Annotated in this window: 23 protein-coding genes; 10 read left to right on the forward strand and 13 right to left on the reverse strand. The window is 61.1% G+C overall.

Annotated features, from left to right (window positions below; all coding sequences use genetic code 11):
- Window positions 1-6 precede the first annotated feature (6 nt).
- The 8 genes from AC0L2B_RS25315 to tssA are packed head-to-tail and all read right to left on the reverse strand — an operon-like array spanning window position 7 to window position 8,062.
- Entirely contained in the window at window positions 7-645 is a 639-nt protein-coding gene (locus AC0L2B_RS25315; RefSeq protein WP_473747253.1) for a type VI secretion system-associated FHA domain protein, read from the reverse strand.
- Window positions 642-1,727, reverse strand: a complete 1,086-nt coding sequence (gene tssG, locus AC0L2B_RS25320; protein ID WP_473747254.1) for a type VI secretion system baseplate subunit TssG — start codon at window positions 1,725-1,727, stop codon at window positions 642-644. The genes AC0L2B_RS25315 and tssG overlap by 4 nt, the downstream gene beginning before the upstream one ends.
- Window positions 1,691-3,565, reverse strand: a complete 1,875-nt coding sequence (gene tssF / locus AC0L2B_RS25325; RefSeq protein WP_473747255.1) for a type VI secretion system baseplate subunit TssF — start codon at window positions 3,563-3,565, stop codon at window positions 1,691-1,693. The genes tssG and tssF overlap by 37 nt, the downstream gene beginning before the upstream one ends.
- Before the next feature lies 1 nt (window position 3,566).
- On the reverse strand, window positions 3,567-4,322 hold the full coding sequence (tssE, locus tag AC0L2B_RS25330) for a type VI secretion system baseplate subunit TssE (RefSeq protein WP_473747293.1): 756 nt from the start codon (window positions 4,320-4,322) through the stop codon (window positions 3,567-3,569).
- Window positions 4,309-4,764 (reverse strand): Hcp family type VI secretion system effector, encoded by a 456-nt coding sequence (locus AC0L2B_RS25335; RefSeq protein ID WP_287070029.1) that lies wholly within the window; start codon window positions 4,762-4,764, stop codon window positions 4,309-4,311. The genes tssE and AC0L2B_RS25335 overlap by 14 nt, the downstream gene beginning before the upstream one ends.
- Window positions 4,765-4,813: 49 nt before the next feature.
- Window positions 4,814-6,319 (reverse strand): type VI secretion system contractile sheath large subunit, encoded by a 1,506-nt coding sequence (gene tssC / locus AC0L2B_RS25340; protein WP_236378436.1) that lies wholly within the window; start codon window positions 6,317-6,319, stop codon window positions 4,814-4,816.
- A gap of 3 nt (window positions 6,320-6,322) precedes the next feature.
- Complete coding sequence (gene tssB / locus AC0L2B_RS25345) at window positions 6,323-6,862, reverse strand: type VI secretion system contractile sheath small subunit (RefSeq protein WP_027154109.1); 540 nt, start codon at window positions 6,860-6,862, stop codon at window positions 6,323-6,325.
- A 6-nt stretch (window positions 6,863-6,868) separates the two neighbouring features.
- Window positions 6,869-8,062: a type VI secretion system protein TssA gene (tssA, locus tag AC0L2B_RS25350; protein WP_473629574.1), complete on the reverse strand. Its 1,194-nt coding sequence runs from the start codon at window positions 8,060-8,062 to the stop codon at window positions 6,869-6,871.
- Between the two features lie 333 nt (window positions 8,063-8,395).
- Between tssA and tssH the strand changes: the two genes are divergently transcribed.
- The 4 genes from tssH (at window position 8,396) to AC0L2B_RS25370 (ending at window position 13,159) form a co-directional block, all read left to right on the forward strand.
- Complete coding sequence (gene tssH, locus AC0L2B_RS25355; protein WP_473747256.1) at window positions 8,396-11,161, forward strand: type VI secretion system ATPase TssH; 2,766 nt, start codon at window positions 8,396-8,398, stop codon at window positions 11,159-11,161.
- Between the two features lie 263 nt (window positions 11,162-11,424).
- Window positions 11,425-12,507, forward strand: coding sequence for a histidine kinase dimerization/phosphoacceptor domain -containing protein (locus AC0L2B_RS25360; protein ID WP_473747258.1), 1,083 nt, complete (start codon window positions 11,425-11,427; stop codon window positions 12,505-12,507).
- An 82-nt stretch (window positions 12,508-12,589) separates the two neighbouring features.
- Entirely contained in the window at window positions 12,590-12,829 is a 240-nt protein-coding gene (locus AC0L2B_RS25365) for a hypothetical protein (protein WP_473519915.1), read from the forward strand.
- Between the two features lie 99 nt (window positions 12,830-12,928).
- Entirely contained in the window at window positions 12,929-13,159 is a 231-nt protein-coding gene (locus AC0L2B_RS25370) for a hypothetical protein (RefSeq protein WP_473747260.1), read from the forward strand.
- Window positions 13,160-13,189: 30 nt separating this feature from the next.
- Here the strand turns inward: AC0L2B_RS25370 and AC0L2B_RS25375 are convergent, their stop codons facing one another.
- Window positions 13,190-14,113 carry a glycoside hydrolase family protein gene (locus AC0L2B_RS25375; protein WP_473747261.1) on the reverse strand — a complete coding sequence of 308 codons (924 nt, stop codon included), beginning with the start codon at window positions 14,111-14,113 and terminating at the stop codon, window positions 13,190-13,192.
- A 408-nt stretch (window positions 14,114-14,521) separates the two neighbouring features.
- Here AC0L2B_RS25375 and AC0L2B_RS25380 point away from each other — a divergent pair, with 408 nt between their 5' ends.
- Window positions 14,522-15,694 (forward strand): glycosyltransferase family protein, encoded by a 1,173-nt coding sequence (locus AC0L2B_RS25380; RefSeq protein ID WP_473747262.1) that lies wholly within the window; start codon window positions 14,522-14,524, stop codon window positions 15,692-15,694.
- Between the two features lie 2 nt (window positions 15,695-15,696).
- A complete protein-coding gene (gene glf, locus AC0L2B_RS25385; RefSeq protein WP_473747263.1) occupies window positions 15,697-16,872 on the forward strand; it encodes a UDP-galactopyranose mutase in 1,176 nt (391 codons plus the stop codon).
- An 81-nt stretch (window positions 16,873-16,953) separates the two neighbouring features.
- Here glf and AC0L2B_RS25390 read toward each other — a convergent pair whose 3' ends face one another.
- A complete protein-coding gene (locus AC0L2B_RS25390; protein WP_051407890.1) occupies window positions 16,954-18,102 on the reverse strand; it encodes a beta-glucosidase in 1,149 nt (382 codons plus the stop codon).
- Window positions 18,103-18,783: 681 nt separating this feature from the next.
- On the opposite strand from AC0L2B_RS25390, the gene AC0L2B_RS25395 reads away from it, so the two are divergent.
- From AC0L2B_RS25395 to AC0L2B_RS25410, 4 genes are all read left to right on the forward strand, one after another.
- The gene (locus tag AC0L2B_RS25395) at window positions 18,784-20,250 is read left to right on the forward strand and encodes a glycoside hydrolase 5 family protein (protein ID WP_473747264.1); all 1,467 of its coding nucleotides are present in this window, start codon (window positions 18,784-18,786) and stop codon (window positions 20,248-20,250) included.
- A gap of 1,258 nt (window positions 20,251-21,508) precedes the next feature.
- Entirely contained in the window at window positions 21,509-21,877 is a 369-nt protein-coding gene (locus tag AC0L2B_RS25400) for a hypothetical protein (RefSeq protein ID WP_473747265.1), read from the forward strand.
- Between the two features lie 348 nt (window positions 21,878-22,225).
- On the forward strand, window positions 22,226-23,326 hold the full coding sequence (locus AC0L2B_RS25405) for a chemotaxis protein CheB (RefSeq protein WP_473747266.1): 1,101 nt from the start codon (window positions 22,226-22,228) through the stop codon (window positions 23,324-23,326).
- 449 nt (window positions 23,327-23,775) lie between these two features.
- Window positions 23,776-24,300, forward strand: a complete 525-nt coding sequence (locus tag AC0L2B_RS25410) for a YciE/YciF ferroxidase family protein (protein ID WP_473519922.1) — start codon at window positions 23,776-23,778, stop codon at window positions 24,298-24,300.
- 106 nt (window positions 24,301-24,406) lie between these two features.
- On the opposite strand, the gene AC0L2B_RS25415 is transcribed toward AC0L2B_RS25410, so the two are convergent.
- The 3 genes from AC0L2B_RS25415 to AC0L2B_RS25425 form a co-directional block, all read right to left on the reverse strand.
- Window positions 24,407-24,817: a hypothetical protein gene (locus AC0L2B_RS25415; protein ID WP_473519923.1), complete on the reverse strand. Its 411-nt coding sequence runs from the start codon at window positions 24,815-24,817 to the stop codon at window positions 24,407-24,409.
- 460 nt (window positions 24,818-25,277) lie between these two features.
- The gene (locus AC0L2B_RS25420; RefSeq protein WP_473747267.1) at window positions 25,278-25,697 is read right to left on the reverse strand and encodes a DUF983 domain-containing protein; all 420 of its coding nucleotides are present in this window, start codon (window positions 25,695-25,697) and stop codon (window positions 25,278-25,280) included.
- 128 nt (window positions 25,698-25,825) lie between these two features.
- A complete protein-coding gene (locus tag AC0L2B_RS25425; protein WP_473509751.1) occupies window positions 25,826-25,978 on the reverse strand; it encodes a hypothetical protein in 153 nt (50 codons plus the stop codon).
- Window positions 25,979-26,044: the final 66 nt, after the last annotated feature.

A 26,044-nucleotide genomic window follows, 5' to 3' on the forward strand; every position in this document is an offset into this window, starting at 1 on the left:
AGTTTTTTATAAGAGACTGCTTAATGGGTCTGCGGCGCCGGGCGCACCACGGGTTTCGTAATCCCGGGCGCCTTCGGGCGCCGGCGTCGATACCGGGTCGAGGCTGAACGGGTCGTCGAAGGCAGGCGAACTGCGCTGGTTGGCGCGCTCGAACGCTCCTGGAACGGGTTGCTCGAACGGGTTCGGCAGATCGGCGGGACGCGGCCGGCGCGGCTCTTCTTCGACCGTGGCTGAAAAGAAGTCATCGCGGCCGATGCTTACCGGCGCTCGCGATGCCGGCGGTGACGGTTCGGCGAACGATTGGCTGGCCGCTGGTGCCTGAGCGACCGGCGTCTGCAGATCGACGCATACGATGTAGTCGCCCAGCCTCAGCCGCATGCCGTTCTGAAGACGGGCCGAGGTGCCGGTGCCGAGCGGGCTGTCGGCCTCGTTTATGAACAAACCGCTGCTTGATGTGTCGGTGACGAAATATCCATCCGGCCCGCCGGTGATCCTGCAATGGGCGCGTGAAACGAACATGTCGGGATCGTCGATCTGCCAGTCCGCGTCCGCGCTACGGCCGATCACCAATTCACCCTCGTCCAGCCGGGTCTGCCGTACCGCCTGGGTGCGTGGCCCGTGCTCCAGCGTCAGCAGCAGACTCATGCCGCGACCTCCGCCATTTCCGGCCGCCATCCGACGATCGTCCGCAGCCGCATATCGTCAGCATCGCCCCTTTCGGCGGGCCGCGCAAGCCAGGTGGTTCGGCCGAGCTGCACCGCTCCGATACGCGGCGGCGGCACAGCTTCGCGCGCCAGCACGATCCGCAGATCGACGTCGAGCGATTCGCCGACCATGTCGCGAACCGCCTGCTTGAACATTTTCAGGCGTTGGCCGCCCGGCAGGAAGGTCTTGAACTCCTCATAGCCGATCGGGCCGACGCGCAGCTCGATCCTGCTTTGGCGGCTGAAAACGCGCGGGCCGATCGTCGCGCCGCGACCCAGCACTGCGTGGGCCTGGGTAAGCCGGGTCTGCAGCGTTGCCGGTATGGTCATCCAGGTGGCAACGAACTCCTTGATCGCGACCGGCACCTTGAACGCTTCCGCCAGGAACAGCGTCAGCCGCTCCGGACCGTCGACCTGGCTGGCGAGCGACGCGGCCTGGCGAAGTTTTACGGCGTCGAGATCGGGATTTTGGGTGCCGGGAAGCCCGGTTCCCGCCATCGCTTCAAGCATGGCCCTGACCCGGCCGCCGACCGCACGTTCGACCTGTACCGCCGGATGCGCGTCCGCCCAGGCCCGATAGTACAGGGCGATTATCCGGTGCTGGAGAATGTTGACGAAATCCATGAACGTCGTGTCGACGGTCTGTCGTGCGTCAGCGCCGGTGAACCAGCGCTGCGACAGACGATCGAGCACCCAGCGTGTCAAATGCAGCGGCATCGGGCCTTCCGGTCCCATCAGCCCGAGATTTGCAACGGTGACCCGGGCCGGTGTCCCGTCCGTCCCCGGCGTCTTGTCCTTCGCTTGGCGGAATTCAACCACGTCCTTGGCGGAAAAGCTGAGACGCACATGCTGCCCGAGCCTTGCCGGCTCGCGATCGGCGCGGCCGGAATAGCCGAACAGCCCGCCGCGTTGTTCGAGCCGGCGCAACAGTTCGAAAAAGTCGAACGTATCATCCAGCTCTTCGGCCCGGCCCGGGTCGAGCTTGCCTAGATCAGGTAGCGATTGCCGGGCGTCATCGGCCATGGCACATCCTCCTGCTTCTGCAGCAGCCGCGTGCGGGTCCGCACAAAGCCGTTTATTCCGGCGTGACGGGCAAACAGCCGTGCAAGCAAGGCCGAAAGCAGCAATGTGCTTTGCCCGGCCAGGACCGATTGGTCCACATGCAATGTCACTTCCGTGCCCCGTCCGAAGCACATCGGCCCATCGATCTGCAGCCGTTCGATGACGGAGCGCGAGTCGATGCGAACGATCGAGTGGACGTTGCGAGCCAGGCTCGGATCTCCCCGGTCGGCATAAAGATCGAGCAGCGCATGCAGCGGATCGACACCGCGGCCTTCCTTGGCGAGGCTGAGAAAGTTGAGGGCCAACTGCGCCACGAGCCGCCATGCGAGATTATCGGCTCGGGATTCGCTTTCGGCGCCCGCGGGCAGCGCCGCCGGGATCGCCGGCTGCGGTGGGCGCAAGGCACCGGTAAGCCGGACCGTTTCGACCGGATCGCCTGTCTCCAGCGTCAAGGTAGGGTTGTCGTCGAGGATCGGCAGATCGCGGTTGGTGCAAAGCGCCATGATGTCGAGACGTTTCAGCGGCCGGTTCGCCGGGCTTCCGGCCGGCCGTGAAACCGAAAGGAAAACGTCGTCCCCGGTGTAAGAAGTCCGGGTCAGTCCGTCGCGCCGTTCATCTTCGGTGGCCCGGCGAGGGCGCCGTTCGGTGGAATAGACCCAGCCATTGCTGCGGTTTTGCCCCAGACTGAAGAGTTCTGGAATTTCGGCGTCGGGACCCTCGGCATCGGCGTCCTCGACATGGGTCACCCGATAGATTTCGAAGTCGCGCGCCCGCGTGCGGTCGGCATGCAGCACCTGCCGCGTTCTGCGCGGATCGAGCTCGATGACGTTGCAGTCACGCTCGAACAGGTTGATGATCGGTGTCGCGAAAAGTTCGAAATCCGCCGGCGTCACATCGGCAAGCTCGGGCACCGGGCGCCGGAACATGAAGATGATCTCGACCCCGGCCTCGCATCGGCGCACGACCGGTTGCAGTCCTGAAACCCGCACGTAGTGAAAGCGCTCGGGCATCATGAAATATTCACGCAGCAGGCGGTAGCCTTCGAATGTCGGCCGGGTACGAGGCATCAACGCCTCGTCGTCGCTGATGCCGACCATTTCGGGTTCCGGCAACCGCGACAGCGGATTGGCCTTGCCCTCGGCGCGGGCGCCAACCGCCGAGCAGGCGCCGAAAATCGCGTCGAACAGCAATGGCGCCTTGGTGCGCCCGGCAAAATAGAAATCAAGCCGGTCGAGCGCCAGTTCGCCGAGCTTGCCTTTTCCGGTCCGACCCAGCGTGATGCGCAGCGCCGCCTCGCCGCCTGCGCCGCCGATCGGTGTTATGCCGGCCGCCGCCAACCCGCTGCGATCCTGGAAATAGCTGACCGAATTGATGGTTATCGGCCACAGCGTGATTTCCTGCGCGGTGGTGAATGTGCAGCGCGTCGACAGGCCGGGTTGCAGACTGGACACCAGCCGCGTGTTCCGCTTGATGACATGGCCGGCAATCATCGACTGGACCTGCTGGCCGGGTTTCAGCACTGCCATTGCCGTAGCCGGGGCCGGGGTAACCAGATCGGGATACAGCACATCCAGCACGCTGCGTGAAAACCGCGAACGCTCGGCGTCGACTTTCAACCGGGTGCGTGCAGCGAGGAAAGCGACGCCGTCAAGCAGCCGCTCGACATACGGATCCGGGCACGGGACGGTATCGAGAGAAAGATTGCGTGCCACCGCCGGATGCATGTCGGCAAATTCCGCCGCGAGTCCGCGGATATGGGTCAGTTCCTCCTCGTAATATTCTACGAAGACCCGATCCATCTCAGCTTTCCCTGAATTCGGTCCGCGCCAAACCGTTGTCGAGGTTGACTGTCGTGCGCAGGCGCATGCGTTCCGGCGTCGGCGTCATGATCAGCACAGCGTCTATCTCGATCTTCAGGCCCGCACTCTTGTCGCCAAGGGTCACCGCTACCTTGGTTGCGCTTTCCTTGAGACGCGGCTCGAACGTGGCAAGAACCGAGCGGATCTCGCGCGCCAGGGTATCGCGATCAAAGTCGCGCGACGAACGGCCCGAAAACGACGGCACGCCGTAGTTGACCACGCTTCGGCGCACTTCGGGAAAATCGGCCAGCGATGGCGGATTGTCTGCAGCCTGTTCGTTTTCGAAATCGGAAAGAAGCGGGACAGCTTCGAAGCGCTCGGTGTTGAACAAGGCCTCGATGTCGCGCCGTACCGCCTCCCTGAGGACGCGGGCCGATACGACCACGCCACGGCTTTCGATCTCGGCGCGGTGTTGGGTCTGAAAGCCCAGGCGGTGCAGACGCCGCTTCTGATCGGCTGTCAGCTCCGCGTCGGCATCGATAAGCCGCGCGCTGCCGGCAAGCAGCGTGTCCAGCCGGTCGGCGCCCAGCTCGTCCTGCAAGGTCTGGCGCAGCCCGTCGATCTCGGAGGTGACGCCCGGCAGGTCGTTGACGAGGCGGTCCCAAAGAGAGGGCTGGACCGCCTCGCGTTTCGCCCGCGAACTGCCGGTACCCTGCAGCTTGTCGGCGCCGGGCCGCCGCGCCTCACTTGCCGACATAGACATCCATTTCGATTTCGTCATCCTTGTCATAGACGAACTTGATCTTCTTGTAGGCGAAGCTGACCTCCTCCTCGATCAGGTCTTCCTCGTCCTCGGCCTGCGTCATGTCGTATTCCATGATCGAGGCGTCGGTCAGGGTGACGACCAGATAGTCGCTGGTCTCGCCATCGATGGTCCGGCGGGCGGAGAACACCACTTCGTCCAGCGCCTTGTTGTCGAACAGCGCCTTTTTCAGATAGGGCGAGGACTTGTCATAATGCTTGGTGAACTTGATCATCCCCAGCGACACGCGACCGCGGCGTGAGAGCGAATTCGGATCGTATGGCGCGATTATCTTGTAATCGACCCCGTGGACTTCGATTTCGTCCTCATGGCCGTCTCGAACGCTTGGCCCTTTGATATCCGGAACTTTTAGAAAACCATCAATTTTCACGGGCATTGTCTTCCTCCAGCGTTTTCAAAACAAAACAGGATTATGTTGCTGCAAATCAAGCCTTTACGGACGGAAGTTCCGACACCAGCCGAAGCGAGGCGTTGATGCCCTCCAACTGGTAATGCGGGCGCAGATAGAAGCGGGCGTTGTAGTAGCCCGGCCGCCCCTCGACGCTGTCCACCTGGACTTCTGCGGCGGCAAGCGGGCGCTTGGCGCGCGCCTTGTCGTCGGCAAAAGCCGGGTTGGCCAGCACGTATCGGTTGATCCACTCGGTCAACCAGATCTGCATGTCCGACCGCTCCTTGAACGACCCTATCTTGTCGCGCGCGATGGCCTTGAGGTAATGCGCAAACCGGGAAACCGGGAACAGATAGGGCAAGTTGGCGCTCAGCCGCTCGTTCGACTGCGCGTCGGGATCGACCAGCCGGCCGGCGCGGGTCTCGTCGTCCTGCAGCGAATGCGCGCCGATGAAAGCCGCCAGATCGGTGTTCTTGCGGTGCAGGATGGGCATCAGGCCGAGCTTGGCCAGTTCCGCCTCGCGCCGGTCGTCGATGGCGACTTCCGTCGGACATTTCATCGCCACCGATCCGTCGTCGGTGGGAAAGGAGTGCACCGGCAGGTTGATGACCGTGCCGCCATTCTCGACGCCGCGGATCTGCGTGCCCCAGCCATAGAGCTTGTGGCTGCGGTTTATGTTCACGCCCATCGGGAAGGCGGCGTTCATCCAGACATATTTGTTGTGGTCGCCCTGGACCTCTTCCTCGAAAGTGAAACCCTTCACCGGAACGGTATCCGTGCCGTAGGGAAGCCGTGCCAGGACACGGGGCATCGTGAGGCCGATATAGCGCGCATCCTCGCTCTCGCGCAGCGATTGCCACGAGGCGTAGGCGGCATTGGAGACGATCTGCTGCAGATCCTGCGGGTTCGGCAGTTCCTGCCAGCTGTCCATGCGGAACAGGCGCGGCGAGGCCGCCGCGATGAACGGCGTGTGCGCCGAGGCGCAGACGCCCGAGATGTTGCGCAACAGGCCGACGTCACGCGGATGGTTGGAGAATTCGTAGGCGCCGATCAGGCAGCCGATCGGCTCGCCGCCCAGCATCGAATACTCGTCCGTATAGACCTTCTTGAAGATCGGGCTCTGGTCCCACATCTGGCCTTCATAGTCTTCAAGCGTGTCGGCGAGCTGCTCCTTGGAAATGTTCATCACCCGGATCTTCAGCTTCTGATCCGTCTCGGTGTTGTTGATGAGATACCACAGGCCGCGCCATGTGCCTTCCATTTCGCGCACTTCCGGCGCGTGCAGGATCTCGTTGACCTGCTCCGACAGCATCTTGTCGATGCCTGCTATCAGCGACTTGATCGATTTGATCGCGTTGGACGAGATGGTCGTGGTGTCGGATCGCGACTGTGCCGCCAGCGCGAGATTGCGAACGAGTTGCTGCAGCTTCTCGCTGTCGTCCTTCTTGACCTTGAAATCCTTTTCCAGGAGCCCGCTGAACTCTCCGAGATCGATGGTCTCCGCCTCGGCGGCGACGGCTGCGGTCTTTTGCTGTTCGGCCATGACTTACACCTCAACCTTGTCTTCGTCCGACAATGCCTGGCTGGCGATTTTGCCAAGAAGCGGCTCGTTGTTCAGAAGCTGCGCTATGCGCTTTTCGGCGTCGACGCGGCCATCCATGAAGCCGAGCAGTTCCTCGAGCTGGCGACGCATCTTGAGGATCTCGGCCAGCTGCGGGACTTGCTCGGCAATCTTGTCCGGGGCGAAATCGCCCATCTTGGTGAAGGTAAGATCGAGTGCCAGCTCTTCATCCCGCTCGGCGCCCTCCGCCTGGGGCAGCGTGTTCTTCACGCGGGCTTTGACGCGCGGTCCAAGCGCCTCCATGAAACGCGGGAAGCGGTTCGCGTCGGTCTCGACAAAGGAGCGGTCCAGCACCGACTTCATCGCTTCCTTGGTCTGTGAAGCGCCGGAGAGATCGGCCATCACCCCCATGACGAACGGCAATTCGATCGTCGTCGGGCTGCCATAGGTTTCCACGTCATAGGCGATCTGCACGCGCGGAGCGCGGTTCCGTTCGATGACTTTCGCTTTGCTTTCAGCTGCCATGGCTCGTTACCTTTCATCCTTCTGGGCCGTCTTCTTGGCATCGGGAACGCCGGCAAGCAGCCGGAATTCCTTCAGCCCCGACGGGGCGAGATCTTCCATCAGTTCAACGAAATCCATATGCACCATCCGGCGCACCCGGCGGGCCAGGTGCGGGATCGGGCTCGACGGTTCGGTGCGGTCATAAAAGGCGATGACGAGGTCGAGGCATTTCACGACGTCGTCGCGCGAGGAAATCCGTTCCGGCAGCCCCGTGCTCGGTTCCGCGTAACTCGCCACACTTGCCATAGTATCGGCTCCATGGCCCTTTGCAGGCATTTGACCGTTTCGAGCAGGCATTTCCGGATCTGCAGTCGTGGGGGCTGGCTCGGCCGCGCCGTTCGTCGCCGTTTCGATTGCCGAATTCCGTTCGAGGGTCGACAGCAAACGCTGCAGAAACCGTTTCAATTCCGGAACAGCGGCGCCACCGCCCTGCAGACGGCCGTTGAGAGCCGTCTCGACCGCATCAAGAGCCGTGATCGCCGCATGAGCATCGGCAATGAGCGACATCATCTCCGCATTGGCTTGATCGGCCTGCGCCTTACACCCGCTATGAACCCGGTTCAGCAGTTGACCGTGCGCGCTGGCCAGCGTTGCCTTTTCCGCCGCATTCAATCCCGAAGCCGCTTCCAGAAGCATGACCCGCTCGTCGAGTGCGGCTTGTTCCAGATCGCGTCCGCTGATCGGTCCCATAGGGCGCGGCGCGAAGAAAATCATTCGCCGCAAGTCCGCCAGCAGCCCGTCCTGGCCATTCTGGAGGTCGAGCAGGGCGTTGATGCGACGCAAGGCGGCGTCGCGTGGTGAAGCACTGGGCCGCAGGGCCGGGTGCATGGTCTCCCAATGCTGATCGAAGCTCCGCGCAACAAGGGTCAGGCCATGCGCGAGCCCGGCGAGCCGCTGCTCATTGGCCAGCGCGCGCGTGACAATGACGAGCAGGCGCAGATCCCGGCCATGCGCACGCAATTCCTCCGCCTTGTCGAGGACGGCAGGCCAGTCGACCGGAATGGTGCTTTGCGACGAGGGCTGGTTGTGGCCGCCATGGACGACCTTGACCTGCGGCTCGGTGAGACGCTCCAGCTCATGAAAGGCTGGATCGTTGCGCAAATCCTCCCCTGACGGATTTTCACCGTCCAGCGGATTCAGCCAGAGTGCGAGATCAAGCACACCATCCCCCAGCGCGCGGCTCGTGGGCCGTGCCTGACCCAACGTTACCACACTGCGACACTTTACCACAATTTAGTTGATGCTCAATCTCAATACGCGCCTGCAACCGGCGCGCTGGGCTCAAAAGTGCTGGCGGATTTGTCGAACCCTGTCGGTGAACGCATCGCCAACAGGCGCGGCGTTCGATGGCGTTGCAGCCGATGGCGCCGGCGCCTGCCGGGACGGAAGAAATCGACTGAATCGAACACCCGGACGGCCCGCTCATAAACGCTCTTTGTCAAGTCGCTGCTTATGTGGCAGTTTGTTGGCTGGCAGATTGGAGGGGCAAGTTCGATGGAACAGCGCCGGTCGTCGCAGAGCTTTAAACGCAAGGAACTGGTCGGCAAGCTCAATCCCATCTGTTTGCGCGCCTTCAAGGCTGCAGCCGACACCGCCAAGCTGCGCGGCAATCCTTATGTCGAGCTCGTTCACTTCATCGAGCAACTGGTGCTTTCAGAGCGCTCGGATGTGCAGCTGATACTGGCGGACGCCGGGGTGGATGCGAGCCGGCTCACGGCCGATATGACCCGCGCCGTCGACAAGCTGCCTTACGGCGCCACTTCGATCGAGGAATTTTCCGATCATATCTTTCACGCCATCCAGGAGGCCTGGGGCCTGGCGGGACTGGAATTCAGCGTCGAGGAAGTGCGCAGTGCGCATATTTTGCTCGCCTGCCTGAAGACGCCGGTGCTGGAAGGCCTGCTGTCGAAGATCAGCGGCGAATTCGACAAGATCGATGCGCAGGCCGTTATTGCGCGGTTCGCGGACGTCATGGAGGGTTCGCTCGAAGCCGGCGCCGCGACTGCGGTTGCCGCCGCCGAAACACCGCGGCGGGCTCCGGGCGGGGATTCGGCGCTGGCCAAATATGCCACCGACCTGACCCAGCGCGCCCGCGACGGCAAGATCGATCCGGTCGTCGGCCGCGATCCCGAGATCAGGCAGATCGTCGATATCCTGATGCGGCGCCGGCAAAACAATCCGATCCTGACCGGCGAGGCGGGGGTCGGCAAAACCGCGGTCGTCGAGGGCTTTGCCTTGCGCATTGCCGAAGGCGACGTGCCGCCGACCCTGCAGGGCGTCAGCGTGCGCATGCTCGATGTCGGCCTGATGCAGGCGGGCGCCAGCGTAAAGGGCGAATTTGAAAAACGGCTGAAGGCGGTCATTGACGAGGTGCAATCCTCGGAAACGCCGGTCATCCTCTTCATTGACGAAGCGCACACCTTGATCGGCGCCGGCGGCGCGGCAGGAACCGGTGATGCGGCCAATCTGCTGAAGCCGGCGCTGGCGCGCGGCGAGCTTCGCACGATCGCGGCGACGACCTGGGCCGAATACAAGCAGCACATCGAGAAGGACCCGGCGCTTACCCGTCGCTTCCAGGTCGTCAAGATAGATGAGCCGTCGGAAGCGGTCGCCGTTCTCATGCTGCGTGGTGTCGCCGGTGTTCTTGAGCAGCATCACAAGGTGCAGATACTCGATGAGGCGATCGAGGCGGCGGTCAGCCTGTCCCACCGCTACATCCCGGCACGGCAACTGCCCGACAAGGCCGTGAGCCTTCTCGACACCGCCTGCGCCCGTGTCGCCATTTCGCAGCATGCCACCCCGGCCGAGGTCGAGGACATCATGCGCCGCCGCCAGGCGCTGGAGGTCGAGCGCGCCATCATCGGCCGCGAGGCAGCGATCGGCATCGACGTGGCCGACCGGCAGGCTCGGGTCGAAACCGGGCTTGCCGAAACCGAACTCACGCTTGCTGCCGCCCAGCAACGCTGGGATCGGGAAAAGGCGCTGGTTGGCGAGATACTCGAACTGCGCGCCAGGCTGCGCGGCGAGGGTGTGCCGCTCGACGCCGTGGAGCCTTCGGGGGTGGTGGCCGAAACCGCAGGCGACGATGTATCTGAGATCAAAGCGCCCGAACCCGATGCGCCCGAACCCGATGCGGAAGCAACGGCCGCTGCCGGTCCTTCTCCACCCGACCCGGCTGCCGATCTCGCGCGGCTGCGCGAGCTGATGGCCGAACTCGCAGAAGCGCAGGGCGAGACGCCGCTGATCCTGCCGTCGGTCGACCGCAACGCCGTGGCGGCGGTGGTGCAGGACTGGACCGGCATCCCGACTGGCCGGATGCTGTCGAGCCAGACCGAAAAGGCGCTGCGGCTCGCCGTCACGCTGTCCGAGCGCGTGGTCGGTCAGGATCACGCCATGGAAATGATTGCCAAGCGCGTGCAGACCAGCCGCGCCGGGCTCGGCGCGCCCGAAAAGCCGGTGGGGGTGTTTCTGCTCTGCGGTCCCTCGGGCGTCGGCAAGACCGAAACCGCGCTGGCCCTGGCCGAGACGCTCTATGGCGGCGAGCAGAACCTCATTTCGATCAACATGTCCGAGTTCCAGGAGGCGCATACGGTCTCAACCTTGAAGGGCGCGCCACCCGGATATGTCGGCTACGGCAAGGGCGGCATCCTCACCGAGGCGGTCCGGCGCAAGCCCTATTCGGTGATCCTGCTTGACGAGGTCGAGAAGGCGCATCCGGACGTGCACGAAATCTTCTTCCAGGTTTTCGACAAGGGAATGATGGACGACAGTGAAGGCCGGCGGATCGATTTCAAGAACACGCTGATCCTGCTCACCTCGAACGTTGGTTCCGAAGTCATCATGGACCGGACCAGCAGCGGCACGGTGCGGGCGGGGCTCGACGATCTCGACACAGCACTGCGCGCCCCGCTGCTGAAGGTTTTCCCAGCGGCCTTTCTTGGCCGGGTGGTGACCATCCCTTATTACCCGCTCTCGGACATGATGATCGAAGCGATCACCCGCCATCAGTTCGCCAAGATCGCCCGCCGCCTGCGCTCGAGCAACGATGCCGAGTTGGTGATCGGTGACGGTGTCATGGATCTGGTCAAAGCCCGCTGCACCGAGATCGAATCCGGCGGGCGAATGATCGACGCCATTTTGACAAACACGCTTCTGCCGGAGTTGAGCCGTGGCGTGCTGAACCGGTCGCTCGAGGGCGAGAAGATGACGAAGGTGACGGTCGGAGCCTCCGAAGGAGGTTTCACCTATTCCTTTGAATAGCTGAGCAGCAATCTGTGGCTGATCCGAGCCGTAGGACCCCGATTCACTCGGCGGACCGGAGCGGCTGCGCGGTGGGTTTCGCGGAGCCACTGGCCCGCCGTCAGCATGCCGGAGCCGCCGATCGGAAGATGTCGTTCTACCCACGGCCGTTGCGCGAGGCACGTCTTATGGTCAGATGCCTGACACCGTTCGATGCAGCTCCAGCTTTGGCGATGGCGGGCGCACTGCATTATTGATATTGTACGCCCAGAACAGGCGCGCAAATGACATCCACTTCAGAGAAGGCCGATGCGGTCGAGCAGTTGCTTGACACACCTGAACTCGCAACCGCACTGGAAAGCGAACAGTTTAAGAAATTCCTTGACCAGGTGCCGATCGCCATAGCCGTTGCGGATCTGGCCGCTGAGGAGCGTGTAGTCTACGCCAATCCGGAGTTCGAGAAACTGTCAGGCCTGACGGTCGCTAGGCTAACTCGAGAAAACTGGTCGGCCCTTTCGGGCACAGGCCTCTACCAGCAGAAGGACCGCCCGTTGGCCGAGGCCGTGGTCCGGGAGACCGATTTGGTCGGCACCTACAGGCTGGAGCACAACGAGGACAAGCTGCCGATCGTCGACGTTTATTCCAATGTCATCGAGGACGACAACGGCAAGGTCTGCTTCCGGTTGGTGGCGCTGGTCGACGTATCCGCCCATGGCGAAGCGGCGGATCAGCGCTCGGTGGAGGAGCGTGTCAGCGAGAAAGACACGCTGCTGCGCGAATTGCAGCACCGGGTGAAGAACAACCTGCAGATGATCACCGCCCTGATCCGGCTTGAAAGCCGCAATGCGACCGAGGCCGACCGGAGACGGTTCGAACGGCTCGCCGGTCGCGTCGACGCCCTGGCGATCCTCTACCAGACGCTGACGGCCGACGAGCAGAAGGATGAGGTCGATCTTGGCGTCTATCTCAGCCAGATCGCGTCCGCGGTGATGAGCTCCCATGCAGTCGAGGGGATCCGCCTCGATATGAGGGTGGACACATACCCGGTGTCAATCAACGTCGCCATGCCGGCGGGACTGGTCGTGAACGAATTGCTGACCAATTCGCTAAAACATGCTTTCCAGGGGCGCGAAGGCGGCACGATAACGCTGCACAGCATCGTCGATGGCGACGGCTGCCGGGTCATAGTGGCTGACGACGGAATTGGGCTGCCGGAAGGCGAGACGTGGCCCAAGCCAGGCAAACTCGGAGCGCTGATCGCGCGCTCGCTCACCGAGAACGCCAAGGCGCGCCTCGCTGTCGAATCTAGCGCCAGCGAAGGGACGAAGGTCACCATCGTCTTTAAACGATCAGTGGCAGCAAGCTGAAAAATCCCATTTCGCGCGTCGGTTGCATCGCCGCCCCAGACACGCTACTATCACCTTCTCGCATTCCCGGGGGGGAAGGTGGATGAGCATCGTCCATAGGGTCGGCCCAGTTCTAGATCAGGCGATTGCCGCAGTCCTCAACAGGGCCGGCTATGGCGACACCGTCTCGGTCACAACGGCATTGAACCAGGTTCGGCAGGCTGCACCTGGATTGGTCGCATCCAATGACGATCTGACCGAAGCTATCCTCGAAGTCGCTGCTGCCCTGGGCCTGTTGGTGGCTTTCGATGAGCACGAGCAGTATCCGCTCAATCCCGCTTAGTAATCCGATCACCGCTCGGAAGGTTTAGCGAAATAATCCGCCCCCTAAGGGAACCCTTTATCAATCGGCGAGTTGCGTTCAGAGCTAAAGGTGACCGTCATGGCAACTCGAGAGAGCGAACGCGGCTTCCGAGAGCTGGTCCGTTCGGAAGACAATCGTCGCAGACTCCGCAAGCGATTAGGACTGGACGGCGATGAAACCCTGTCGCCGAGGCTTGCCGCACTAGCTTTGAAGCTTCAGAAGGAGCTTGAGCTGCGAGAGCAAGAGCTGGCCGACGAGAACCCCCATCGCCCTGAAGTTGGTGATGGCATCTCGTCCTCTGGACCGTGATGACAAAGCGCGACAGAGCGGTCGTCCCTGTTATGCCACTCGTGAAACAACTTGCTGATCCAGGTCGCACCTGGCCAGTCCGAAACGCCAGCGATGGTTCGTTGCCTCACGTCTGCTCTGGTAAAACAAGGTCAGTTTCCCGCCTTCGATCATCACCGTCGAATGACCGTTCTCGCCAGGCTCGCCAGGATCGAGCACGGGGCCGACCGACACGTAGGGACCCTGGACGTCCTCGGCGATGGCGAAGAATACGCGCTGACGACTTCCGCGCGGACCGTCGGGAAGGAAGCAGGTGGCGTTGAGAAGCACGCGACCGTCGGGCAATTCGACCAGTTGGGCGCCCTCGATCCCCCATTCGTAGTCCGGATGCTCGCGCGCATTGTGATGGGGAACGTCGAGATGATCCAATATCTTGCCGAGACGTTTCCACGGCCCGAACCAGGAATCGGATTGGCTGCGCGCAAGATAGACGTCAGGCTGCGGCACCCTGGTGAATTTAGGCATGCCAGAATAGACGATGTAGCGCCTGCCGCCGACAACCGCCGGATGGGGATCGTAGATACCGTCCTCATCGGTGTCCGGCAGGGACAATATTGCCGGTTTCAGCACCACCCAGTTGAAGCCATCATTGGAAACCGCATGTTCGCAACGTCCGCCCGACTTCATGAATTCGGTCTGGATAAACATATGGAAGACGCCGCATTCATGAATAACGCCGGGTGCCGCTATGCCTGATCCGGTTACCGCCAAGTCGAGCGCCTCATGCTCAGTCCACGGCCCATAAAGGTCCGGAGCCGTGGCATGCAGTATCCTCCAGCTCTCGGTCGTGACGGTGCCGCTTGAGCCGAAGACATGCCAAAGCGTGCCGTCGAACACCGGACAAGGATCCTTCAGGTCATCCACGACCTGCGGGTGAAACAACGGAAAGACGTTGGTTTCGAAGTTGAATTTCATCTCTTGGCTCGCTCACGGTGTGTTTCGTCGGCGGTCGCGGGCCCGTGCGCCACTCGGCCGAATCGATTCACAGACAGTTAACTTATAGCTCCCCCGATTAACGCTTGTTGAACGAGCAAACGTTCTCAACCGTTTTGTGGCAACGCGCCACATTTGTTGAGTTCACGCGTGGCCGAGGCGCCCGCGTGGTCAGGATGGTTCGGGCATCTGTGGCTGGCCGCTCCATTCATCGGTGGATCAATCGCGCAAGTGCGGCGTCACTGCTCGGACACGCACGCAGTTCAACTCTGTGGAACAACTTACTTCAATGAAAGTTAGATGTGTGCCTACGGGCCTCAGGTCGAACGAGCCTCGATTAACATATGTTACTTCGAGTGGATAGCGCACTATAACGAAGGGATAACTTGTATGGAAATGGCGGTCGGAAAGCAAATAGCACCTAACATACTCGTAAAATCGTCAATCTTACTTTGCTTTTCTCACCTAAGATGGAATTTCGTACACCAACGCCCACAGCACATTCTGACGCTCGCTTCAAAACAGCAGCAGCTAATTTACTTTGAGGAACAGGTCTTCGAGGAAAGACACTACCCCTTCATGCGGGTGAAAGATGAGACGCCGATGATCCGAACCGTAACCCCGGTTCTTCCGGCCGGCATCTCCGCAACAAAGGCGGACGCCATCCAGCGCAGGTTCGTCGACCAGATCCTCACCTCAGCCCCGCACGACCGGCTCACCGTATGGTACTACACGCCGATGGCGCTGCGTTTCAGCGATCATCTTCGCTACGACGTTTGCGTCTATGACTGCATGGATGAACTCTCCGCCTTCAAGAACGCGCCGGCAGAGTTGACGCAGATGGAAAAGGCGCTGTTACAGCGCGCCGATGTCGTCTTCACGGGCGGACAGAGCTTGTACGAGGCCAAACGATGCCTCCACAAGTCGATTTTTCCGTTCCCAAGCAGCATCGACGTGGCGCATTTTCACAAGGCAAGACAGCCCGGCGATGACCCTGTAGACCAGGTCGACATACCTCACCCGAGAGTTGGCTTCTTCGGCGTGATCGACGAGCGGCTCGACATCGAGATGATCGCACAGGCGGCTGCGGCAATGCCCGACGTGCATTTCGTCATGCTCGGACCGGTGGTCAAGATCGACCCGCTCAGCCTGCCGCGCGCAGCTAACTTGCATTGGCTGGGTGCCAAGTCCTACGCCGATCTGCCTCGCTATCTCAGGCACTGGAGCGCCGGTTGGATGCCCTTCGCGCTCAATGAGGCGACACGCTACATCAGCCCGACCAAAACTCCCGAGTTCCTGGCGGCCGGACTGCCGGTGGTGTCCACGGCGATTGTGGATGTCGTGCGCACCTATGGTGCGGAAGGCCTGGTCGATATCGTCGACGCCGGAGATCTCGAACCCAAGCTTCGGTCTGTTTTATCGCGCCCGCGCGACTTCCTGCTGAACAAAGTCGACGCCTACCTCGCCAACATGTCGTGGGAGCGGACGTGGGAGGCAATGGCTGCCCACATCCAGCGCGCCTATGCCATGAAGAGCATTGTGCCGTTGCGCCGGGGAGCCTGACCATGTTCGAGTGGCTCATTGTCGGTGCCGGCTTCGCCGGCAGCGTGCTTGCTGAACGCATCGCATCGCAACGGCATGAAAGCGTTCTGCTCATCGACCGGCGAAATCACGTCGGCGGCAACGCTTATGACTGTTACGACGAGGCGGGAATTCTGATCCACCGCTATGGGCCGCATATATTCCACACCAACGCCCAATCGATCATCGACTATCTCTCGCAATTCACCGAATGGAGGCCTTACGAACATCGCGTACTGGCTTCGGTCGACGGAAAACTGCTGCCGATACCGATCAACCTCGACACCATTAATCGCCTGTACGGCCTTGAATTGACATCCGAGCAGTTGGAGGAGTTCTTCGTTTCTCGGCGGGAAACGGTCGAAGAAGTTCGCACCGCCGAAGACGTGGTTGTGAGCACCGTCGGCAGGGAACTCTACGAAAAGTTCTTTCGCGGTTATACGAGGAAGCAGTGGGGTGTCGATCCGGCCCAGTTGAGCAAGTCGGTGACGGCGCGGGTCCCTACCCGGACCAACCGCGATGACCGCTACTTTGGCGACATCTTCCAGAATATGCCGGCTGGCGGGTATACACGCATGTTCCAGCGCATGCTGGACAAGCCAAAGATCAAGATCATGCTGCAAACCGATTATCGCGAAATTCGCGACACGATCCCCTTTCAGCGGATGATCTACACCGGGCCGATCGATGAATATTTCGACTGGAGCCTTGGTCGTCTGCCTTATCGGTCACTGCGGTTCGAACACGTGACGCTTGATTGCGAGCAGTTTCAGCCGGTCGCCGTTGTCAACTATCCGCAGACGGAAAACTATACCCGCATTACCGAGTACAAGCATCTGACCGGTCAGCAGAGCCCGAAGACCAGCCTGACTTACGAATATCCAACCGATATCGGCGATCCCTATTACCCGGTGCCGCGGGCGGAAAACGAGGCGCTGTACAAACGCTATCAAGCACTGGCAGCGGCGTGCCCCGACGTGTGGTTCGTCGGGCGCCTAGCCACGTACCGCTACTACAATATGGATCAGGTCGTCGGTCAAGCGTTGGCGACGTTCGCGCGCATTCAACAAAGCCTGCCGGCAAATGGCGTGGCGCAGATGCCAACGCACCGAGCGATGCTCGATTCGTCGGGCACGGCTCGCGGCGAACATCTATACTGATCTCGGATAGTGGTAGCCAAGTCGTGCCTTGCCGTGATCCGCCGCGAAAGTCGCCAATGGTCGCGCGCCTTTTTTCGACGGCTACGAAACACCCGCCGAGAACAATGTGCGTTGGCGCTCCAATTCATTGGCGACCGGCTGGCGAAGACTGCGCGAACCGTCGGCATGAATCGTCGAGAACAAGCCGACTTCCGCGTGGCGCGAATTGTCCCAGCCGGGATACGCGGTCACCGGGTAAAGGCATATGCCCTGAATCGGCGCACCAAGGCTCATCGCGTCACGGATCTCATCGCAAACATAGTGGAGCCATGCCGGCCGGCCTGATCCTTCAGCGCCCGTCTCGGCGATAAACATCGGTTTTCTGTAGCGCTCAGCGACTTCGACCAACATTCCCGAAAGTGCCCGGTATTCGTGGTGACCCATCGGTATGGTTGGCCCGTGAAAGTACCATTGATTGTGCGGATAAAAGTTAAGACCGATGACGTCGACACAGTCCTCGCTGCCGCCCAGTTCGGGCTCGGCACGGCCCGTCAGCATGTCATAGGCTTCAAACTGGCCTTGACGCGCATTTTCCGCGCGCCGCTGCTCGGCGCGAGTGCGGTCACGAGGAGCGACATGGATTAGCGGTTCAGCCCAGATGAACCTGCAATCAGGTTCGGCACCCCGCATCGCTTTGACGCCCGCAACCGCTGCCCTCACAAGCTGACGCTTGAACCATCCCCGCTTCTTCGGCCCCACGCGCGGGAAATAGCCGACCTCTATCGCCCATGCAAAGAACGAGATTTCATTGATGGGACATACCAGGGGAGCTGTCCCTGCAACGGAGCGGTGAACCCGGACAGCCTCAGCGGCGAATCGCACATAGGCCTCGGTGAAGCCTGAGCCACCCTGGTCGACATGATCCGGCGAGCCGTAGTGAAAGATATCCCAGATGACCTGCACCCCGGCGGCCTGAGCTGCTTCGATCATCGATATCCAACCCGACCAATCGAAAACTCCTGGCGCTGTCTCAATCAGGTGCCAGCGCAAGCCGTCGCGAATCGTGCGAAGCCCAAGGGCAGCACAACTGCGATAGTCGCCGAGGGCGTGCGTGTCGTGTGCGGTCGCGCGGATCAAATCGAGGCGCACTCCGTCGCCGCGCCGATGGGATGAACACTCGAAACCAGCCATGAAGAAGCTGGCAAACGCGGACCGGTACTCGCCTGGCGGACGCGCCGGATCGCTGCTCATACGTGCGACCCGTCGGCCAAGGCTCGCGCCGACGCTCCCGCCAGGCGACCGGCCATTGCCATTCTCGACCGCCACAATTGCTTTCGGGCCTCCATCACGTCGTCCCCTGAGCGGTACATGCCGTGCAAGCGTCGAAAGTTGACCAAGCGAGCGTGAGCGGAGCCGAGTCCAGGTGTTGTCGGTGAGCAGACGTTGACCTCCGGATGACAGAAACTGTCGCTCTGAAGCCGCGCCTCGCCAATCGTTGTCGGGCTTGATGATGGAATCCGAGGAAGGAGAAGATCGCACGCACGACAACTATAAAGCCGATGAGATGCAACGACACGCGCAATCTCCCCCACACTGCCTACCGAACTTGCCTGCGACCGTTAGGTTCCCCTTCGGCTAAAGTTTTTCTGGTCGGGCAGGCGACCCGCCAACCTGGCATTTCTGCCCTTGTCGACGAAGCGACGCACGACAATTCCGCTCCCTCGTCATGTCCGCATCGAGGGTTCGGCCTGCAACTTTTCTGGTGATCGGTCGACATCACCAGCTCCGCGCCGCTCTTGAGGCAGGGCGCCGCGGCGTCGAGATAGGGCATCGTTGTACCCGAGATGGGGGTAAAGATCATCGGCCTGCCAAGCCCGGCGAAACATTTTGCCACCGCGGCAGTTATACCGCTCCGGCGACGAAATTCGGGGCATGCCTTTGAACGATATTAGATTGGCGATACCGCTGGTCGGGGAAGTGGGAGACTCTGCGCCGAGACCGGCTGCCGGCCTGCCTTGGATTAAGTTAGCCGGTTCCTATTTCGCCACCGAGGACGGCGAGGCATGGACGCCGATCGGGCAGAATGATGCGGTAAGCTGGCCCGAACTCAATGGCCTGTTCCGGCGCGCCGATATGGCCGGCGTGGAAAATCATCTCCGTTGGCTGAAGGAAAGCGGCGTCACATGCCTCAGGCTGATGCTGGAATATGCCCAGGTTCGCCACCGCTACTTCGAGAAGCCGCAGGGCCGCTTCGTGCCGGCGATGGTGCAATTGTGGGACGACCTCTTTCGTCTTTGCGAAAAGCAGGGCTTAAGAATCCTGCTCACTCCCTTTGATACGTTCTGGCAGTGGCTCCATTGGCGCCACCACCCCTACAACCGCAATAACGGAGGCGTGCTGGACCACCCGTCGCGATTCCTGGTCTGCGCCGAGACGCGCCGCGCGATCAAGGCAAGGCTGGAATTCGTGGTTCGCAGATGGAGCGGCAGCGGAGCCTTCTTCGCATGGGACCTCTGGAACGAGATCCATCCCGAGCAGGCTCAGGGCAGCGCGGATGGATTCGGCGCCCTCATCCATGATCTCAGCGATTTTGTGCGCCGGCTGGAAACGTCACTTTACGGTCGCTCTCACCCGCAGACCGTCTCGCTTTTCGGACCTGAGCTTCGCTGGCGGCCTCACATGCCGCTGCCCGGGCCGATCTTCCGCCACCCCGACCTCGACTTCGCCTCCCTCCATCTCTACGAGGAGGGCACGATCGACGACCCCAGTGACACGGTGGCGCCGGCGCTTGGCATGGCGCGAATCGTCGGAGAGGCGCTTGGTGAAATTCTTGACGGCCGCCCTTTTCTCGATTCCGAGCACGGCCCGATCCACTCGTTCAAAGACAAGAAGATCACGCTCCCCGAACCTTTCGACGATGAATACTTCCGCCATTTGCAATGGGCTCACCTGGCAGCGGGGGGTGCCGGTGGCGGCATGCGGTGGCCGAACCGCTCCCCGCACGTGCTCACCCCCGGAATGCGGCGGGCGCAGCGTTCGCTGGCCGACTTCCTGCCTCTGATAGATTGGGTTTCGTTCCGGCGTGTCCATCTCGGCGACAAGATGCGGGTTTCCGGTCCCGACATCGCGCCGGTCGCCTGCGGCGACGATTCCCAGGCAGTGGTCTGGCTGGTTCGCAGCGACACGATCGGGCGAAACGGCATGCTGCGTGCCGGCACTGCGCCCATTCCTGCCGTCCTGGAGTTGCCCGGGTTGGCTCGCGGCACCTATCGCGTGATCGCCTGGGACACCGCGGCCGGCAGGCAAACAGCGGAATGGCAGGCGAATTCGGATGGCTGGCTGAAGCTTGATGTGCCGCCGTTCTCCGCAGATGTCGCACTTGCCGTCCGCCGGATTTAGGCAAGCAACTTCGCGCCGATGCCGATTTCAGTGATCTCCCAAGGCCTGGAGTCTCGTGCCGGCAATGCAGCCGGTCGCGAGGAAGGCGTGTTGCAAACGACGGAGTCGTTTAGGCGGTGAGCTCGCCTAATTGTTGCGCCGTGGTTGCGACCTGAGCCACGCGTATCCAAGGCGCAGGTAGGGCAGGGAAAACATGGCCGGGCCCGAAGTTGGGGTGCCAAAGGAGAGAGGGATGGCGACCACGGCGTCGCAGCATCGGCGTTTCCGCGCCCTCCGATATTCACGGCGCAGAAGGTAAGCGCCCGGCACGCTCGAGGCCGCCCGCAACCGCAGGATTTCGGTGACCGCAGCGGCTTCCCTCGGGGTCTTCAGTCTGCGCGGGGCCTTGCGCGGTCAGCCGCCCGCAGTCTGATCTGGTCGGCCAAGTCCTTTCTTTGTAGCGAGTTTTTGCTTTTCTTTCAGCAGCCGAACGATTGCGTCGACGGGCGGCGCAAGGTCGGGCGCCGACTTGCTGTTCGAGCGCCACAAGTATCCAAAGAATGTTCTCAGTATGCGCATTGTCGTTACCTCCTGGACCACCAAACTTGGCTTGGGCGTTGTTGTTCCTGAACGACGGGCCAAGTCCAAAGGCGAACTCACCACGTGGCAAGCAGGCGGCTGGAGTCTTGGACGGGATAGCGGTTCTGGAACTCGTTCCTCCAGAACTCAGCCGTGATCGCTCCCGGTTGCGGACGCTCTTTTATTCTTCCGACCTGGAATTCGGGGAGACGGTCGAGGAGGCTTGGCTGAATAGACCGAGGGCAGGTTGTGGCGGTTGGCAGGGGCGCAGGTGCCTTGGCGATCACCGAAAGCTGAAGGAGCGGTGCGTCCCGCCCCTCCGAATGGCGCTACTGGGCCGCATGTTCGACTGGCCAAAGGTCGAGGCTCAATCTGGAAAACGACGTGAAGTGCTCGCGTCTCGGATTGTGGCAAATTGCATGGCAGAAGGGCGGACGAGTAGAGCTTCTTTGCGAGACGACCGTTAGGACGGGCTTGTCAGCAGGCGGTTTGTCTTTCGTTTGGGTCGGGCAGCACTTTGACCTTGTGATGAACCCCTCTCCGATCAGCCCGCGTCCTTCCCATTCCCTCGGGCCGCGGGCTTCTTGTTTTTGTTGGGTGGCCCGTGGAGCGGCGCGGCTAAATGCGCGGCGGGCCTTTTTTGTTTCCGTGTGGAACTTCGGCGCGGACTGAAAGTTTCATTCGTGCAGCTGCGACATGGATGACTCCCGATGAGCCCGCGTCCTTTTTCCCGAAGGGCGCGGACTTTCTTTCGTGCACAGACACCGGGCGGGTCACGTTTCGCGACATGCAGCGAAATGGCCGCTTGCGCGCCGCCTCAATCGCTCGCATTCCTCCGGAAAGTGCTGAGCAAAACGCACGATGGCAACTTGATGGCAAGTGGATCCCCTCACAAAGTTGCCGGCCGGTTGCGCCACTGCTGGACGAGGCTTATTGGGCGTCACTTCCGGTGATTATCGCGTGCGCTTCGCCCAGCCACAGCTTCCAACCTGTAGTGAATGGATTGGAACACAATCTTGCTGTCCTGGATGACGAAGCTGCCAGCGCCGTCGGTGGCGTCGAATCTTGACGAAGTGGCAGACCAGGTCAGCAGGGCAAAAGGACAACGAACTTATTTGAGACGTGGTTGAACTCACCTTCGGGCAATTGGTCGCGCAGGTAATGGATGACAGTCGGACGGCATCATGGCCAACCAGATTCGAATTGGCAGTCAAGAGGACGATCCTCAGCATGGTTGCGCCTGGGATCCTCCTCGAGATCGCCTGCGGCGCGGGGCCTCAGATGGTCTTCGAAAACCTGCTCTACGGATCGGGCAATTTAAACGCTCCGTTTGTCTCCGCTGCCAAACTGAATGTGTTGCGGCTTGTTCCTTTACGTCGACAACGGAACGCAGTCACTCTCGGATTCGTTGCAGTGTATGAGCAATGTTGGACACAGGTCGGGTCAAGCTTCGAACGATCAGGGCCGCATTTCAGAATTGCCCGAGAAGATCGAAGGGATGAGCTCTCGAAATCGCTGCATCATCGTGGTCGGAGCCTCGGCCGGCGGCGTCGAGGCACTGAAGCGGCTCGCGACCTATCTACCGCCCGATCTTACCGCTGCTGTCTTCGTGGTGCTCCACGTGGGCCAGACGAGCTATCTCCCGGAGATCCTTGGTCGGGCTGGCCCTCTCAAGGCGATCAAGGCGAAGAGCGGGGAGCAGTTCGAGCGGGCGCGCATCTATGTGGCTTCACCCGGTTTCCATCTGCTGCTTCACCACGATCACATGCTGCTCCGGCGGGGCCCTCGCGAAAATCTCGCCCGGCCGGCGATCGATCCTCTCTTCCGGTCGGCCGCATGCAGCTATGGAGCTCGGGTCATTGGCGTCCTCCTCTCCGGCAGCTTGTCCGACGGCACTTCGGGTCTCCGGGCAATCAAGGCCGTCGGGGGAGTAACAGTGATCCAGGACCCGCAAGACGCGGCCGTCCCAGACATGGTTCGGAGCGCCCAGCGCCATGTCGAAATCGATCATTGCGTGCCGATCGTCGGAATGGGCGACCTGTTGGCCCGGTTGGCCTCCGAGCCCGCCGGCGAGACGCTTCCTATTCCACCGGGAGTCCGGCTGGAGGCGGCCGTTGCAGCTCAGGAGCACTCCGCTATGTCGAATGAAGATCGTCTCGGCGAACGTTCGTTGTTTGTTTGTCCGGAGTGCCACGGTCCTCTGTGGGAGATCGAGGACGGCGACATGCTTCGCTACCGATGCCACACTGGGCATGCCTTCACGTCGGACGCGGTGCTCGAGGCCCAGTCGGCCGAGACTGACCTTTTATTGTGGAGCTTGCTGCGCGCGCATCAGCAGCGGGCGGCATTCACCCGGCGAATGGCCGACCGGGAAAGTGAGTTGGCGCGCGTTGACATGGCGGCAAAGCTGCAGGAACGGTCGAGAGAATACGAAGCGGACGCCGAAGTGATCGAACGAATTCTCGAAAGCAGGCGTGGCATAGTTGCAGAGAATGGCGCGACGACGAAGCAAAACTGATCCGGCCTCGCCAACACGCTGCAGGGAAGGATGCTCGGTGTCCCGTTTTGTCGGATAGGCGCATCGGCCGGCGGCATAGCCGCACTTCCGAAAATTTATTCCCGACGCGCACCCGACAGCGGACTCGTCTATGTTGTCAGCATCCCGATGCCGAGCACAAGAGCGAACTGGCGAGCATGATTCAGTGTTGCGCACAGTTGGAATCGGAAGTCGTGAAGGCGATCAAACGGAACCGGATCTATGTGATCCCCGGTCAGCTCGCTCAATCGACCCGGGCGATTGGACCCTCCACCCGCTCGAAGACGGTTACTGCCGTGGTCTAAGAAAGTTTCGTGTTCGGCACTATGAGGACCGTGGATTGCCGATCGGCCCGAAGGAACAAACAGCACCCACTTTGGTTAAAGCTGCGCGTGCCACCAGACACGCGTTTCTCACACTCGGAGACGACGATGGCTACGAAAAAGGAATCGCAAAGCAAGGCCAAGGGCCTCGAAGATCTTTTCCACGACGGACTGAAGGACGTCTACTACGCAGAGCGCAAAATCCTGGCTGCGCTGAAGAAGATGGCGAAGGGTGCCGAATCCGACCAACTGACCGCCGCATTCGAAAAGCACCGCGACGAGACGGAGGCGCAGATCGAACGGCTGCAGCAGGTCTTCGAGATTTTCGGCAAACGGGCACAAGGCAAGACATGTCCCGCGATCGACGGCATCATTGAGGAAGGACAGGAGATACTGGAGGAATTCAAGGAAGCTCCAGCTCTGGACGCTGGTCTTGTGGCGGCGGCGCAAGAGGTTGAACACTATGAGATCGCCCGCTATGGCACCCTGATCACCTGGGCCGGACTGCTCGGCCTAAAGGATGCCGTGCCGCTGCTCGAGGAGACGCTCGAAGAGGAAAAGGCGACTGACGAAGCGCTAACGCAGCTTGGAGAGACCAGCGTCAACGAGAGAGCGATGCAGGAAGCTGCCTAGTTGAGAGAGAACGCGCCTTCGGACAACGGCGGCGCGCCTTTGTCGCCGGTGCTGGCCGGTCGGGCGCCAAGCCCGCGGCAGCTCCTGTTCGAGCCTAACATCTCTGTCACGTGAAAATCGATTGAACGAAAGCACGATCGCGTTCGTGCGCTTTGGGAATGGATGTAGCCCGTGTGGGAGGAGGCGGCTGTTTTTTTGCTGTCCGGTGGAACCCGATCTGGCGACAATAGTTCGGTGCGGCAACAAAGCGCTGTGCTGTCGGATCGGGGAGATCAATGCGGGAAAGACAAGCATTCACCGACAAAGAAAAACAAGACAGAAAAGAGCGCACGTCGGATGCTGCGCGAGAATTGATCGAGGTCGAGCGCGCGGCACGAGACGCAAAGACGGCTCGGCTTCGGGAACAACGACTGAGGACTGAAACCGCTCTTCCTCCAGCACCGGCACCGAAACCGAAGAGGAATTGGAAGATCAAGAAGTCGTAATAGCTACGCTGCACCTGGCGCTCTTCAATCATCGGCGGCTGTCTCAAGACGCAGTTTGATTACAGGCTGCAGCGGCTGGTGCTCGGTCCACGACCACCCTGATCCGACCCTTCGATGTAGTCGTAGGCAGCGTCAGATAATTCGCCACGTTTGGTCCTCGCGAGCCCTGCCAATTGCTCTGGACTTCTCTGAGCGGCGGATGGCGGATTGTTCCGAACGTGCCTACCCTGGTCTTCAGGAAAACCGATGCAGATTGGGCGCGCAAATACACTGCTCATCGAAACCGCCAGTGAACTCGAGATCGAGAATGCGACTATCGACGGTAAGGCTTCAGGACAACGCCGGTTTACCCAAAGAGTTGAAGAACGGCAAGGCGAAGCAGTGGGCCGGAGGCGGTGAAGCTGCATATCAAGCACCTCCGCGGCGAGCATGACCATATCCGACATGACATGATTCTGCGCTGTGTATCAGCTAGCTCCTGGCCAATACACTTCACGTGTTCGGCGGCTGCTGCCGTTGGCGCTCAGCTTCGGCTGCATGCCATTCTCGGTCGATGGAGCCTTCCTCAGCCTTGTGGAAGTACTGCGAGCAAACTAGCCAGCCTTTGAGCGGCCTTAGCAATGCAACACACGCTCCAACGGTGAGGGGTAAGGTTGTGAGCGCATGCATCCAGTAGGACGGCTCATACGTGAGCTGAAACCATAGTGCGAAAGCCAGCGCCGGGAATGCCACAATCGACATGGAAAAGAAGGCCGGGCCGTCAGCCGGATCGGCGAACGAGAAATTCAAGCCGCATACACCGCAACTCCGCGCCAGCTTGAGATAGGTGCTGAACAGATGCCCCTGTTGGCAGCGCGGGCAACGCCCCCTGATACCAGTTAGGACGGGGTTGGTCGTTTCGTTGTAGGTCATCTCAAAACCACATCACCGCGGCATTGTTCCGAGGCAGGATGCGTCCTCGTTGGATTTCGGCGACGAGGAGTAACTGGTTTTGCTCGCGCCAATGTCGCGTAGATAGCGCAACCTTTAGGGGCTACCACTTAGGTCCGCTCGCCGAACTCTTTCCCGTTTCCAGGCGCCGGACGACGGTCGTCGGGTGGAATCTGGATGACCTGCGCTTCGGTGCGGCCGAACTCACGGCCAATTTGAAATGCCGCGTACAGCGCGCCAAGACTGATTAAAAGTCGAAGCATTGAGATCTCCTTCGGCGGTAGAACTACACGGCTGGCAGTTAGTTCCACAGGGGCGGAACCACAACG

Source organism: Mesorhizobium sp. WSM4815 (assembly GCF_055811575.1).

Bases quoted from the DNA above. Each gene is read 5' to 3' on its own strand.
- glf (WP_473747263.1), top strand. From the start codon at position 15,697: ATGTTCGAGTGGCTCATTGTCGGTGCCGGCTTCGCCGGCAGCGTGCTT.
- AC0L2B_RS25400 (WP_473747265.1), top strand. From the start codon at position 21,509: ATGACTCCCGATGAGCCCGCGTCCTTTTTCCCGAAGGGCGCGGACTTT.
- AC0L2B_RS25405 (WP_473747266.1), top strand. From the start codon at position 22,226: ATGAGCAATGTTGGACACAGGTCGGGTCAAGCTTCGAACGATCAGGGC.
- AC0L2B_RS25415 (WP_473519923.1), bottom strand. From the start codon at position 24,817: ATGATTGAAGAGCGCCAGGTGCAGCGTAGCTATTACGACTTCTTGATC.
- AC0L2B_RS25315 (WP_473747253.1), bottom strand. From the start codon at position 645: ATGAGTCTGCTGCTGACGCTGGAGCACGGGCCACGCACCCAGGCGGTA.
- AC0L2B_RS25420 (WP_473747267.1), bottom strand. From the start codon at position 25,697: ATGACCTACAACGAAACGACCAACCCCGTCCTAACTGGTATCAGGGGG.
- AC0L2B_RS25380 (WP_473747262.1), top strand. From the start codon at position 14,522: ATGGAAATGGCGGTCGGAAAGCAAATAGCACCTAACATACTCGTAAAA.
- AC0L2B_RS25395 (WP_473747264.1), top strand. From the start codon at position 18,784: ATGCCTTTGAACGATATTAGATTGGCGATACCGCTGGTCGGGGAAGTG.
- AC0L2B_RS25365 (WP_473519915.1), top strand. From the start codon at position 12,590: ATGAGCATCGTCCATAGGGTCGGCCCAGTTCTAGATCAGGCGATTGCC.
- tssC (WP_236378436.1), bottom strand. From the start codon at position 6,319: ATGGCCGAACAGCAAAAGACCGCAGCCGTCGCCGCCGAGGCGGAGACC.
- AC0L2B_RS25410 (WP_473519922.1), top strand. From the start codon at position 23,776: ATGGCTACGAAAAAGGAATCGCAAAGCAAGGCCAAGGGCCTCGAAGAT.
- tssG (WP_473747254.1), bottom strand. From the start codon at position 1,727: ATGGCCGATGACGCCCGGCAATCGCTACCTGATCTAGGCAAGCTCGAC.
- AC0L2B_RS25390 (WP_051407890.1), bottom strand. From the start codon at position 18,102: ATGAGCAGCGATCCGGCGCGTCCGCCAGGCGAGTACCGGTCCGCGTTT.
- AC0L2B_RS25335 (WP_287070029.1), bottom strand. From the start codon at position 4,764: ATGCCCGTGAAAATTGATGGTTTTCTAAAAGTTCCGGATATCAAAGGG.
- tssE (WP_473747293.1), bottom strand. From the start codon at position 4,322: ATGTCGGCAAGTGAGGCGCGGCGGCCCGGCGCCGACAAGCTGCAGGGT.
- AC0L2B_RS25375 (WP_473747261.1), bottom strand. From the start codon at position 14,113: ATGAAATTCAACTTCGAAACCAACGTCTTTCCGTTGTTTCACCCGCAG.
- tssH (WP_473747256.1), top strand. From the start codon at position 8,396: ATGGAACAGCGCCGGTCGTCGCAGAGCTTTAAACGCAAGGAACTGGTC.
- tssF (WP_473747255.1), bottom strand. From the start codon at position 3,565: ATGGATCGGGTCTTCGTAGAATATTACGAGGAGGAACTGACCCATATC.
- AC0L2B_RS25370 (WP_473747260.1), top strand. From the start codon at position 12,929: ATGGCAACTCGAGAGAGCGAACGCGGCTTCCGAGAGCTGGTCCGTTCG.
- tssB (WP_027154109.1), bottom strand. From the start codon at position 6,862: ATGGCAGCTGAAAGCAAAGCGAAAGTCATCGAACGGAACCGCGCTCCG.
- AC0L2B_RS25360 (WP_473747258.1), top strand. From the start codon at position 11,425: ATGACATCCACTTCAGAGAAGGCCGATGCGGTCGAGCAGTTGCTTGAC.
- AC0L2B_RS25425 (WP_473509751.1), bottom strand. From the start codon at position 25,978: ATGCTTCGACTTTTAATCAGTCTTGGCGCGCTGTACGCGGCATTTCAA.